This is a genomic window from Sulfitobacter brevis (assembly GCF_900112755.1).
Taxonomy (GTDB): Bacteria; Pseudomonadota; Alphaproteobacteria; order Rhodobacterales; family Rhodobacteraceae; genus Sulfitobacter; species Sulfitobacter brevis.
Genome location: NZ_FOMW01000006.1, coordinates 1 through 12,353, shown reverse-complemented (window position 1 = coordinate 12,353; position 12,353 = coordinate 1). Strand labels below are relative to the sequence as shown.

Here is a 12,353-nt window from a genome sequence, read left to right as displayed (position 1 = left end):
TTACAATCTGCCCCGCGCACCTGGGATTTCTTTCGCCTCTGCGCCAAGTGGCTTCCATGTGTCGCATTAAGGCGGACCCGCGTGTCGCCAAACGCTATATATCGGCGCATGAGCTATATTCTGCACTACGCCCCTGACAATGCTTCGCTGGCCGTTCGGCTCGCGCTGGAACAGCGCGGCCTGCCCTATAAGGCGGTGCTGGTTGACCGAAAGCAGGCCGAGCAGTCGGGCCCCGCATACCGGCAACTTAATCCCAACGGGCTGATTCCGGTGCTGGAAACGCCGCAAGGCCCACTCTTTGAGACCGGCGCGATCCTTTTGTGGCTGGCGGATACGCATGGGCAGCTTGGCCCCGCCCCCGATGCCCCCGAGCGTGGCGATTTCCTGAAATGGCTGTTCTTTGTCGCCAACACCCTGCACCCGGCCGAGCGGATGTTGTTCTACCCCGAGAAGTTCATCGCACCAGACCATGCCACCGCCCTGCGCGCAGGGTTGACGCAGCACCTGCATCAGAGTTTTACCACTCTGGACGCGGCAGCGGCACTCCGTCCCGATTGGCTGGGCGGCACGGCCCCCACGGTGCTTGATTTCTACGTGGCAGCCTTGCTGCGCTGGCCTGCGCTCTACCCCGCTGACCATGATCGCAGCTGGTTTCGCCTTGGCGTATATCCCGCCCTCCAGCGAGTCTGCGCCAAAATTGAAAGCCTGCCCGCCACCATCGCCTTGCAACAGGCCGAAGGGCTGGGCGATACACCCTTTACCGCACCCCGCCATCCCAATCCTCCTATAGGCAGCGCCACCTGATGTTTCTTTCTGTATTCGATATGTTCAAGGTCGGGATCGGCCCGTCTTCCTCGCACACGATGGGGCCGATGGTCGCCGCCGCGCGGTTTCTGGATACCATGCGCGCCTCGCCTTTCCACTTCGCGGGTCTGCGCGCCTCGCTACATGGCTCGCTGGCATTTACCGGTGTCGGACATGCCACCGACCGCGCAACCATTCTGGGCCTCGCAGGGTTCACTCCCGCCGAGTATGACGCTGAAAAGGCCGAGGCGGTTTTGAATAAGATCCATGAGACGGGGCAGATCGACTTTGACGGTGCGACCCTCAAGTTCGATCCCAAAAGCGATATGATCTTTGACTACGACACCCGCCTCACCGGCCACGCCAATGGCATGATGTTGATGGCGACCGATGCCCAAGGTGACGTTGTGCTGCGCGAGACCTACTATTCCATCGGCGGCGGTTTCGTGATGACCGAGGCCGAGCTTGCGGCAGGCAAGGACTCTGCCGAAGGCGCGCCGGTGCCCTTCCCCTTCAAATCTGCCGCCGAGATGCTGGAGATGGCCCGCGCCTCGGGCAAAAACATCGCCCAGATGAAACGCGCCAATGAAATCTCACGCAACGGCGAGGTGCATCTGCGCGAAGGCTCCAAACGGCTGTGGCAGGTGATGACCGACTGCATTGATCGCGGGCTGGCCACCGATGGTATCCTGCCCGGCGGGCTTAACGTCAAACGCCGCGCCAAGGGCATTCATGATGCGCTGCTGGCCGAGCGCGGCATGAACCAGCAAGCGCCCCATACCATCAACGACTGGATGAGCGTTTATGCCATGGCGGTGAACGAAGAAAACGCCGCCGGTGGGCAGGTTGTCACCGCGCCAACCAACGGGGCCGCAGGGGTGATGCCCGCAACGTTGCGCTATTATCTTGATCACGTCCCCGGCGCCTCCGAGGCACATATCGAAGATTTCCTGCTGACCGCTGCGGCCATCGGCGGGCTGGTCAAGTTCAACGCCTCAATTTCCGGCGCCGAAGCAGGCTGTCAGGCCGAGGTCGGATCGGCGGCGGCAATGTCTGCGGCCGGGCTTTGTGCCGTGTTGGGCGGCACGCCCGAACAGGTTGAGAACGCAGCGGAAATTGCGCTAGAACACCACCTCGGGATGACTTGCGATCCGGTCAAGGGCTTGGTGCAGGTGCCTTGTATCGAGCGTAATGGCTTGGGTGCGATCAAGGCCGTATCGGCGGCCAGCCTCGCGCTGCGCGGCGATGGCACCCATCTTGTGCCGCTCGACGCCTGTATCGAGACCATGCGCCAGACCGGCGCGGATATGAGCGAGAAGTACAAGGAAACCTCGCTTGGGGGTCTGGCTGTGAACGTTCCCAACTGCTGACGTCAGAGACACAAACGCCCATGCCAGACGCATCCACGCCACCCGACCCCGCCGCGCGGCACTACCTTGAAAAGGCGCTGGAAGAGGCCCAGGCGACGGTGCGCAGCTATGACACCAAGGCCCAGATCGTCGGCATCGGCTATACCTTCGCGTTGAATATTGTGGCCAATGCTGCGGCGGGGTTTCCGCGTGCGGCGGACGGGTCGCTGCTGTCGCTCGCGATCTTTTGGGGGATCGTCATGGCGCCGCTGTTTCTGTTCGGAGCGGTGCTCTACCCCTCGCGCCGTGTCGCCCCGCGCGTGCAACCACATGATGCCGAACAGCCGCGCCGGTTGCTCTATGTTGAAACCGCGCGTTTTGCCGATGTTGATGCCCTCGTGGCGGCAACCACGGGGGCAGATTGGCACCGCGAGCTTGGCTACGAAGTGCTGAAAGTTTCGCGCCTGCGCGAGCTCAAGCGGATGCGGTTCATTCGTGCGCTGGGGGCCACGGCACTATCCTTTGCCGTGCTCTGCGCGCTCGAAATCACCGCCCTGACCTGAGCGGCCCTAACGCCGCACTGCCACCTCATAGCCCCGCTCTTCGGGTTCATCGTCCAGCAATTCAGTCGGAAATCCCGGCGCAGTGATACTTAGCCCCGTTGCCTCCTCCAACCGCTCGATCATCCGGTCAGATTGCGCGCGGATGCCATAGCGGCGCTGGCCGTCCGACATCATCTCGATCATCAGCGGTGACAGTTCTAGAGGCACGCCGTGGTCATCGGCAATCTTTTGAAACAACCCGATGTCTTTCTGCACAAGGTCCATGGTGAAATTCACATCCCGCGACCCCGACAGGATCAACTGGCTTTCGGTCTCATGCACGAAGGAATTGCCCGACGATGCCGCGATCGCCTCATAGGTCACACCAAGGTCCATGCCAGCAGCTTTCATTACCGTCAGCGCCTCGCAAACCGACAAAAGGTTCATTGTCGCCAAGTAATTGGTCATCACCTTTAAGGTGCTCGCAACGCCAATATCCCCGACATGCAAAATACGACGCCCCATATGGGTGAGGATCGGCAGCACCCGCTCGAAAGTGGCGCGGTCACAGCCCGCATAGATGCTGATATTGCCGGTATCGGCACGGTGACAGCCACCCGAAACTGGACAATCGACCGCCGCACCGCCCTTTTCTGCTACCAGCGCGCCCAAGCGTTTGACCTCTTCGGCGTCGGTGGTCGACATCTCCATCCAGATTTTGCCCGGCCCGACATGGGGCAGCATTTCCGTCACCACCGCAGCACTGGCGGCGGGGGACGGCAGGCAGGTGATCACCGCGTCGCAGTCTTGCATCAGTTGTGCAGGGCTCTGCCCGTCGCGCGCCCCTGCTGCTACCTTGGCCGCCACAAACTCAGGGTTAAGGTCGTGCACCGCCACATCCACGCCATTGCGGATCAGTGACCCCGACAGCTTGCCGCCGACATTGCCCAACCCGATAAAGCCGATTTTCATTGATCTCTCCCTGATCCAGTTTCGACCATCAGCCTGTGCCCGCCCCGCCCTGTCGCGCCCGAAAACGACGCTTTTTACGCGCCTTGGGGCCAAACAAGGCATGCCCGGCCCTTCGGAAATTTAACTGCCGTGCCTCTCTCAGCGCGGCGAGCGGCGCACATTTCCGTGCCAGTCTTCCCCTGAGATGATGATCTCCTGCGCGGCGACATTACTACGTACGATGCGGTATCCCGATGCGATGTAAACGACTGCAATAAATGCCAGTGCAACCGCAACCAGCAGGGCAAAGTCTGCGCCGCGCACTGCGGGTGTGACCGTTTGTTGAAAAGCCATGATAGTCTCCATTGAAAAGCTGTTTCTACGAGAGGTGTCTAAATCTGGAACAGAAATCAGTAAAACGAATACTTAACCCGCAACCCATCACGAAATCTGATGAGTTGCGCATGCGCGCACAACCATGGTTCGTGGCTGCTGAGTTGTGTGCTGCCGCTACTGCGCTTACCTCTGCGGCACACCAGAAAGGAGACGACCCATGTCCCTCAGACCCACGCTTGAAACCCGCCGCGCTACCCCCACGATGGAGGGGGCTGGCGTCAAACTACACCGCGCCTTTGGCTTTCAGGATCCGTCCGAACTCGACCCGTTTCTGCTGTTCGATGATTTCCGCAATGAGCGCCCGCAAGACTTTGAGAAAGGCTTTCCCTGGCACCCGCACCGCGGCATTGAAACCATCACCTATGTGCTGGAAGGCACGGTGGAGCACAGCGACTCGCTGGGCAATACCGGCAATCTGGGTGCGGGCGATGTGCAGTGGATGACCGCCGGTTCGGGGATCATGCATCAGGAAATGCCGCGCGGAAACGCCAAAGGCCAGATGCACGGCTTCCAGCTTTGGGGCAATCTGCCCTCGAGCCAGAAGATGACCGCGCCGCGTTATCAGGATGTCACCTCCGCCGATATCCCCGAAATCATCGAGGATGACGGCACCCGTGTGCGCGTGATCACCGGCGACTTTTGGGGGAAAACCGGCCCTGTCGATGGCATTGCCGCTGATCCGCAATACCTCGACGTCACAGTGCCAGCGGGAGTGAAGAAAACCTTCCCCGTCGATACCTACCGCCGGGCGTTTGCCTATGTGTTCCAAGGCGCTGGCGCATTTGCCGATGCCTCGGCCCCCAGCGGCGTGCTGCTGGAGAAAGAGGTCGCGGGTCAGGAGCTTAACATTCGCGATCTGTCCGGCGACCGCACGCTGATCCGCTTTGGCACCGGCGACGAGGTCACGGTTCAGGCCGGCCCTGAGGGCATGCGCTTTTTGCTGATCTCCGGCGCCCCCATCGACGAGCCTGTGGCATGGCACGGCCCCATCGTGATGAACACCCGTGCCGAGCTTGAGCGCGCCTTTGCCGAATTGCGCAATGGCACCTTCATCGCACCGGCGCATTGAACCGCACCAAAACACTGCGCGCAGGCACCACGCTTGCGCGCAGGACTATCAGTCGGCTTTCGCCACAGCCTTTTGAACCATATCCCAATATTGCGCTGTCACCTCTTTCAGCGACAAACGCCCCCCGGCCCGAAACCAGGTATTGACGCCCGTCAGCATCGCGATGATCGCAAAGGTCGCAATCCGCGTGTCGGCCACGCCAAAATCCCCACTGGCCACACCTGCACGCAAAATCGCCTCCAGACGGTCCTCATAGGCACGGCGCAATTCTTCGATACGGGCAAAGTTCTCCCGCGTCAGATTGCGCAACTCCATATAGGCAATGAACACCGCATCAGGCCGGTCCGCATGAAAGCGGATGTGGAATTCGACAAACTGACGCAGCTGTTCGGGCGGCGCAGCACCTGCGTCCAATGGCGCTTCGGCCAGCAAATCTGCCATATGGCTCTGCATCAGATCAAACAACAGCGATTGCTTGTCGGGTGTGTAGTTATAAAGCGCCCCTGCCTGCACCCCGACCTCAGCCGCGATGGCCCGCATCGATACCGCCGCATAGCCCCCCTTGGCAAACAGCCGCAACGCCACCGCCCGCACCCGCGGACCCGTGATACCAGAATGTGAGCCCTGCGTGCGTGCCATGCGATCAATTTAATGAACACTTGTTCAAAAGCAAAGGCCGCTTGCGCGATTGCGGCGCGTGGTGCAAGAACAACGCATGATACGCCGCTTATCTCTGTGCCTGATAACACCCGTGCTGCTCAGTGCCTGCACGCAATTTCCTGCACTTGATCGCACGCTTACTCCCGCTCTCGAAGCCGCTGATTATCCCGCCCTCGTGCCGCTGGAGCCGCTGCTCGCGCAAGCTACCGCAGGACAGGTGGACGCCGCCCAGACAAAATCCACCCTGACCTCCCGCGTCTCGCGCCTGCGCGCCCGCGCCGCCAGTTTGCGCAACCCGGTCCTCACCAGCGCCGAACGCCAACGCCTGTCCCAAGGTCGCCAATAGGCTGGCGACGGCCTGCCCCCCCCTATTTGACAAAAAATATCCCGTTGGAAGGCTGCAGGCCGGGGGCAGCGCCCCCTTCCGCTCCGCCCGGAAATCACAATCGGTCCTCAAACGCCTTGCGCGTTGCACCGCCACCCCGAAACCGCTACATCCGCGGCAATCAAATCGCCAAAGGAATACCGACCATGTCTGAACCGCTTCGCCTTGGAATCGCTGGTCTGGGCACTGTTGGCGTCGGCGTGGTGCGCATCATCCGCCAACAGGCCGCGCTGCTAGAGGCACGTTTGGGGCGCAAAATCACCATTTCGGCCGTTTCCGCCCGCAGCAAGGACCGTGATCGTGGGGTTTCGCTCAGCGGTTATGACTGGGAAAACGACCCGATCAAACTGGCCACACGCGACGATATCGACGTTTTTGTCGAGCTGATGGGAGGCGAAGACGGGCCCGCGAAAGACGCGACCGAAGCGGCGCTGAAAGCTGGCAAACAGGTGGTGACTGCCAATAAGGCAATGCTCGCAATTCACGGTGCCGAACTGGCCGAACTGGCCGAAAACAACGGCCTCGTCCTGCGCTATGAGGCCGCCGTTGCGGGCGGTATTCCGGTGATTAAAACCCTGACCGAAGGCTTGGCGGGCAATCAGATAAGCCGCGTGATGGGGGTGATGAACGGCTCGTGTAACTTCATCCTCACCCGCATGGAAAACTCCGGCAAAACCTATGAGGAAATCTTTGCCGAGGCCGATGGTCTGGGCTACCTCGAAGCTGATCCGCAGCTGGACGTGGGCGGCATTGATGCGGCGCACAAGCTGGCGCTGCTGGCCGCCATTGCCTTTGGCACCCGTCCCGATTTTGCGGGCATCCAGCTTGAAGGCATCGAACGGGTCTCCATCGACGACATCCGCGCCGCCGCAGATATGGGCTATAAAATCAAACTCTTGGGCGTGGCTCAAAAAACCGGTCGCGGGTTAGAGCAGCGCATGCAGCCTTGTCTCGTGCCTGATACCTCGCCCTTGGGCCAGCTGGATGGCGGCACCAATATGGTGGTGATCGAAGGCGATGCGGTCGGTCAGATCGTGTTGCGTGGTCCCGGCGCGGGCGAAGGTCCGACCGCGAGCGCGGTGATGTCCGATATCTGCGATATCGCGCGCGGCTGGCGGGGTCCGGTGTTCGGGCAACCGGTGGCCAGCCTGCAAAGCGCCGTTGCCGCAACCTCGCAGCGGCCAGCGGCCTATTATCTGCGAATGACCCTCGTGGATAAGCCCGGCGCGATGGCGAAGATCGCCACGGTGCTTGGCGATGCCGGTGTCAGCATCAACCGGATGCGCCAGTACGAGCATACCGATACCAACGCGCCCGTTCTGATCGTCACTCATAAAACCGACCGCGCCTCGCTGGATCGGGCGCTTTGCGCGATGGGCACGACGGGCGTTCTGGCGGCAGAGCCGGTTGCCCTGCGGATCGAAGAAGTCTGAACAGACTGGCGTGATTAGAAGGCGCGGCGGCTGGCGCGGCCCTTCTGCATCACTGGCGGCCCCCTGCTGAGAAGACTTGTTGCGAAGCCGCGTGATGCCGTTACCATCGCACAGCTGGGACCTCGCGCTGCCCGCCGCCTTGCGGCTGGCCCACCGCTAACAAGGATCGTGCCATGACAGTCACTTCCGAATTTCAGGACCACATGTTCTCCCTCGGCCTCGCGCGGGTATCTGAGGCCGCAGCACTGGCTGCGTCCGGATTTGTTGGTAACGGCGACGAGCAATCGGCAGACCGAGCGGCGGTGCAGGCAATGCGCGAAGCCCTCAATCTGATCGACATTGCGGGCACGGTGGTGATCGGCGAAGGCGAACGCGACGAGGTGCCGCTCCTGTATGTCGGTGAGGCCGTTGGCACTGGCAACGGGCCGGATGTGGATATCGCGCTTGACCCGCTGGAGGGCACGACGCTGACCGCCAAGGATATGCCCAATGCTTTGACGGTGGTCGCTATGGGACCGCGTGGCTCGATGCTTCAGGCGCCTGATGTGTATATGGACAAGCTTGCCATTGGTCCGGGGTTTGAGGCGGGGGTTGTTTCGCTCGAGATGTCGCCAGCCGAGCGGATCGCTGCACAGGCCACCGCACGCGGCTGTGCCGCGTCAGAGATCAAAGTTTGCGTGCTGGAGCGCCCGCGCCATGAGGCCTTGATTGCTGAAATCCGCAGCACGGGTGCGGCGATCCGGCTGATAACCGATGGCGATGTGGCCGGCGTTATGCATTGCGCCGATGGAGCGACCGGCATCGATATGTATATGGGTGCGGGCGGTGCGCCCGAGGGCGTGTTGGCGGCGGCTGCACTAAAATGTATGGGAGGCCAGATGTTTGGCCGATTGGTGTTTCGCAATGCCGACGAACGGGGGCGCGCCATCAAAGCCGGAATTACCGATTTGGAGCGGATCTATGGCCTTGATGACATGGTCACCGATGATGTGATCTTCGCGGCCACAGGCGTGACCGATGGCGCTTTGCTGCCGGGTGTTAAACGCACAGGGGGCTGGGTGACTGCCGAGACGTTGATCATGCGGTCCAAGACCGGATCGATACGGCGCATGATATATCGCACGCCAGTTAGCAATAGCTGAGGCAATCGCGTGAGGCGGTGGCGGGACGCTCCGCGGGGAGTTTTCCGGCCAAATGAATTTTGGGGGTACTGTGGCCTATTTAGGTGTTGAGACGTCTTTGACCGGACGGCGCTGGGTTGGGCCCGGCATTGAAGTGGAGCGCGCGGCGGAACTGCTGGTGCAGCAGACGGATTTACCGCAGGCGTTATGCCAGATTTTGGCGCGGCGGGGTGTGACACCGCAGGAGGCGGAAGGTTTTCTCGCCCCCGCTTTGCGGGATTTGTTGCCGGACCCGCGATCACTGCGCGATATGGAGCCGGCGGCGGCGCGGTTTCTGGCTGCCCTTGATCGCCGAGAGCGGATTGCGATCTTTGCCGATTATGATGTTGATGGCGGGTCCTCTGCGGCCTTGTTGCTGGTCTGGCTGCGCGAGATGGGCCACCGGGCCACTTTGTACATCCCTGACCGGATTGACGAAGGCTATGGCCCCAATGAGGAGGCTATGGCGGCCTTAGCGGCAGAGCATGATCTGATCGTCTGTGTGGATTGCGGCACGCTTTCGCACGGGCCGATTGCTGCGGCGGTCGGAGCGGAGGTGATTGTGCTCGATCACCATTTGGCGGCGGAGACCTTGCCGGATGCCTTGGCGGTGGTGAACCCTAACCGGCAGGATGAAGACGGCACCTCGGCGCATCTGTGTGCCGCTGCGGTGGTGTTTCTGATGCTGGTCGAGGTGGGGCGGCAATGCCGTGTTGCGGGGCGTACCTCTCCGGCGCTGTTGGACATGCTGGATCTGGTGGCTTTGGCAACGGTGGCAGATGTAGCACCTTTGATCGGCGTGAACCGTGCTTTTGTGCGGCAGGGATTGTTGGTCATGGCGCGACGGGCGCGGATCGGGGTGGCCGCCCTTGCCGATGTGGCGCGGATGGATGCGGCGCCTGCGGCCTATCATCTGGGATTTCTGCTGGGTCCGCGCATCAACGCGGGCGGGCGGATCGGACAAGCCGATTTAGGTGCGCGATTGCTTGCCACGGACGATCCGCATGAAGCAGCGGCCTTGGCGGAGCGTCTGGATGCACTTAACACCGACCGGCGGGAGATGGAGGCAGTTGTGCGCGCACAGGCCATGGCACAGGCCGAAGCGCGCGGCTTTGACGCGCCGCTAGTCTGGGCCGCAGGGCCCGGTTGGCACCCCGGGGTCGTGGGCATCGTGGCGTCACGCCTCAAGGAGGCTGCCAACCGCCCTGCGATCGTGATCGGGGTCGAGAATGGCATTGGCAAAGGCTCGGGGCGCTCGATCAGCGGGATTGATCTGGGCGCGCCGATCCAGCGACTTGCTGCAGAGGGTTTGCTGCTCAAAGGTGGCGGGCACAAGATGGCAGCGGGTTTGACTGTGGCCGAGGACAAGCTTGAAGCCGCGATGGCGCGTTTGGGCGAATTGCTTAAAAAACAGGGCGCGCATTTGGCCGGACCGTCGGATTTGCAGATTACCGGCCTCTTGATGCCTGCCGCGGCGACGGTTGAGCTGGTCGAGCGAGTCGAACAGGCAGGTCCGTTCGGCGCCGCCGCCCCTGCCCCGCGCTATGTATTCTCGAATATGGCGATCCGCTTTGCCAAGCGCGTGGGTGAGACCCACCTCAAAGTCAGCTTTACCAATGGCGATGGCACAGTGATGGAGGCGATCGCGTTCGGGGCGTTTGATACCCCTCTTGGCGCTGCACTGGAGAACCACGGGGGTGCGCGGTTCCATCTGACAGGGCGTTTGGACATCAACAGCTGGCGCGGGCGACAGTCGGTGCAATTGCTTTTGGAGGACGCGGCTGCGGCGTGAGTCATTTTCTTGCAGATTTTTCGAGATTTATACTTGCGCCCCCATCGGGAAAATATTAGAGACCCCTCACGACCAAGTGGCCCGTTCGTCTATCGGTTAGGACGTCAGGTTTTCAACCTGAAAAGAGGGGTTCGACTCCCCTACGGGCTGCCACTTCCCCTATTTTATTGTTTCATAACAGATACTTAGGGGCCGGTCGTGAAGCTGACCCACAAGCCAGCCCACAACCCACTTTTTGACCCCCTTGCTGCGATTACCTTTGTTATCGCGCTAATGGACCGCGTCAGCGGTTTAGTTGCGGGGTCCGCATTATAGTTGCGCCAGTCATACTGCCCAACTAGCTTCAACCTGAGGTTCGCTTCGCTTTTTAAATATGAGGTTGGATAATGCTACGTATTTTAGCCCTATCGTTTGCCGTTGCCACAAGCGCTGATGCGCAAATGGTCATAACGGAGCCATTTCAACTCGAAGACGATTTTTCGAAGCTTGAAGACAAAGCTCAAGTAATGAATCGTTGGACCGAAAGGCATGCCGGTGTCGACGCTGAAAAAGTACGGAGGACACTTGAGGAGTCCGGCTTCACAGTAGACTTTGACGCGCCTTGGCTAAACTCGGCAGACGACTTTACGATCTACTCCAGCACTTCGGGACCCGGACAGGTCGGATATTTAGTTGTGCCGAATAGCTCCGATGCTGCCCCTGTGACGTTCGCACCGGCGCTCACTGGTTATGCGGGTGAGATAAAAACTGAACTCTATAATACCGCTTGGACAAGCGAAATTGGAGACAGGATTCTTGCCGGTATGAAGTCGTCGATTACGTCTGTGTGCGGAATGGGCGCAGAACCTGAAAGCATCACGGGGCAAGCCAGTGCTGGCTTCATTCAAGTCGCCGCCACTTGGCGTGGAAGTGCCATCTGCGATGCAGCAGGAAGGTGAATATCACCACTGAAGATTTTTCCTTCAAACTAGTTGGATTAGGAACACGAAGATGGACCTCAAGGACTTCATTAAGGAAACAATGACTGGGATCATTGAAGCAACGAACGAACTACAGGACCAATGGTCGGACGAAGGTGTGTATGTAAACCCGCCGATGTCAAAAAGCAGTTCCGAAGTTTACGAAGAAAACAGTAGCGACCATATCTTCCGTCAAATTCAAACCGTGAAATTCGATGTTGCGGTCACCGCTGCATCCGAGACGAGCGGAGGCGGTAAAGCAGGTCTCAAGGTTTTTTCCGCTGAAATTGGTGCCAAGGGGGAGCACAGTCGACAAAGTGAAGAGGTAAGCCGCGTTCAATTCACAATCCCACTCACGCTACGTGCGAGCCTCGCGGAATCCCGCAATATAGAACAGAAAGAGAAAGAAAAGAGGGAGTCTCAAGAAAGAACGCGCAGAGCTAACCAAGGCAGACAAGGAGGCCGGCAGGTGACCTAGGTCGCGCGGCTAACGCCGCCCGGTAATCCCCCCTAAAATTAGTGGTGTTCAAAAGTAGAATTTTCTCGGCGAGATATCTGAGGAGATTTACGATGAAGAACGGACGATTTAGCGATGCGCAGATCATGGCTGTGTTGAAGCAGGCGGAGGGCGGTGTGCCGGTCTCTGAGCTTTGCCGGGAGCATGGGATGAGCAGTGCCAGCTTTTACAAATGGCGGGCCAAATTTGGCGGTATGGACGCGTCGCTCATCGTAGAGATGAAGGACATGGCCGAGCAGAACCGCCGCCTCAAGAAGATGTATGCGGAGATGAGCATGCAGAATGAGTTGCTCAAGGAAGCCCTCGGAAAAAAGTCTTGAGGCCGTCTCATCGACG

13 protein-coding genes, 1 tRNA gene and 1 pseudogene are annotated in these 12,353 nt (G+C 60.1%); 12 read left to right on the top strand and 3 right to left on the bottom strand.

The genetic code is table 11. From position 1 onward, the window contains the following. The first annotated feature begins 108 nt into the window (after positions 1 to 108). The 3 genes from BM174_RS09315 to BM174_RS09305 are packed head-to-tail and all read left to right on the top strand — an operon-like array spanning position 109 to position 2,716. Positions 109 to 804, top strand: a complete 696-nt coding sequence (locus BM174_RS09315) for a glutathione S-transferase family protein (protein ID WP_093923595.1) — start codon at positions 109 to 111, stop codon at positions 802 to 804. Beyond that, entirely contained in the window at positions 804 to 2,174 is a 1,371-nt protein-coding gene (locus BM174_RS09310) for an L-serine ammonia-lyase (protein ID WP_093923594.1), read from the top strand. Before BM174_RS09315 ends, BM174_RS09310 begins: the two co-directional genes overlap by 1 nt. A 20-nt stretch (positions 2,175 to 2,194) precedes the next feature. Beyond that, positions 2,195 to 2,716, top strand: a complete 522-nt coding sequence (locus BM174_RS09305; RefSeq protein WP_093923593.1) for a Pycsar system effector family protein — start codon at positions 2,195 to 2,197, stop codon at positions 2,714 to 2,716. A gap of 6 nt (positions 2,717 to 2,722) precedes the next feature. On the opposite strand, the gene BM174_RS09300 is transcribed toward BM174_RS09305, so the two are convergent. Together BM174_RS09300 and BM174_RS09295 are read right to left on the bottom strand one after the other, a co-directional pair. After that, on the bottom strand, positions 2,723 to 3,667 hold the full coding sequence (locus BM174_RS09300) for an NAD(P)-dependent oxidoreductase (RefSeq protein WP_093923592.1): 945 nt from the start codon (positions 3,665 to 3,667) through the stop codon (positions 2,723 to 2,725). Between the two features lie 138 nt (positions 3,668 to 3,805). Next, positions 3,806 to 4,000, bottom strand: coding sequence for a hypothetical protein (locus BM174_RS09295; protein ID WP_093923591.1), 195 nt, complete (start codon positions 3,998 to 4,000; stop codon positions 3,806 to 3,808). 199 nt (positions 4,001 to 4,199) lie between these two features. On the opposite strand from BM174_RS09295, the gene BM174_RS09290 reads away from it, so the two are divergent. Next, the gene (locus BM174_RS09290) at positions 4,200 to 5,111 is read left to right on the top strand and encodes a pirin family protein (RefSeq protein WP_093923590.1); all 912 of its coding nucleotides are present in this window, start codon (positions 4,200 to 4,202) and stop codon (positions 5,109 to 5,111) included. Between the two features lie 48 nt (positions 5,112 to 5,159). Here BM174_RS09290 and BM174_RS09285 read toward each other — a convergent pair whose 3' ends face one another. After that, the gene (locus BM174_RS09285) at positions 5,160 to 5,750 is read right to left on the bottom strand and encodes a TetR/AcrR family transcriptional regulator (RefSeq protein WP_093923589.1); all 591 of its coding nucleotides are present in this window, start codon (positions 5,748 to 5,750) and stop codon (positions 5,160 to 5,162) included. 76 nt (positions 5,751 to 5,826) lie between these two features. On the opposite strand from BM174_RS09285, the gene BM174_RS09280 reads away from it, so the two are divergent. The 8 genes and pseudogenes from BM174_RS09280 to BM174_RS09245 form a co-directional block, all read left to right on the top strand. Beyond that, a complete protein-coding gene (locus BM174_RS09280; RefSeq protein WP_093923823.1) occupies positions 5,827 to 6,117 on the top strand; it encodes a hypothetical protein in 291 nt (96 codons plus the stop codon). Positions 6,118 to 6,302: 185 nt separating this feature from the next. Beyond that, a complete protein-coding gene (locus BM174_RS09275; protein ID WP_093923588.1) occupies positions 6,303 to 7,589 on the top strand; it encodes a homoserine dehydrogenase in 1,287 nt (428 codons plus the stop codon). A 173-nt stretch (positions 7,590 to 7,762) separates the two neighbouring features. Beyond that, positions 7,763 to 8,731, top strand: a complete 969-nt coding sequence (gene glpX / locus BM174_RS09270; RefSeq protein WP_093923587.1) for a class II fructose-bisphosphatase — start codon at positions 7,763 to 7,765, stop codon at positions 8,729 to 8,731. Positions 8,732 to 8,801: 70 nt separating this feature from the next. After that, positions 8,802 to 10,541: a single-stranded-DNA-specific exonuclease RecJ gene (gene recJ, locus BM174_RS09265; RefSeq protein ID WP_093923586.1), complete on the top strand. Its 1,740-nt coding sequence runs from the start codon at positions 8,802 to 8,804 to the stop codon at positions 10,539 to 10,541. Positions 10,542 to 10,619: 78 nt separating this feature from the next. Beyond that, a tRNA-Glu gene (locus BM174_RS09260) sits at positions 10,620 to 10,694 on the top strand. 233 nt (positions 10,695 to 10,927) lie between these two features. Continuing rightward, positions 10,928 to 11,479, top strand: coding sequence for a hypothetical protein (locus tag BM174_RS09255; protein ID WP_093923585.1), 552 nt, complete (start codon positions 10,928 to 10,930; stop codon positions 11,477 to 11,479). A gap of 52 nt (positions 11,480 to 11,531) precedes the next feature. Beyond that, positions 11,532 to 11,978, top strand: coding sequence for a trypco2 family protein (locus tag BM174_RS09250; RefSeq protein WP_093923584.1), 447 nt, complete (start codon positions 11,532 to 11,534; stop codon positions 11,976 to 11,978). A 92-nt stretch (positions 11,979 to 12,070) separates the two neighbouring features. Continuing rightward, positions 12,071 to 12,331 (top strand): annotated as a pseudogene (locus tag BM174_RS09245) (transposase); the annotation flags it as partial. Positions 12,332 to 12,353: the final 22 nt, after the last annotated feature.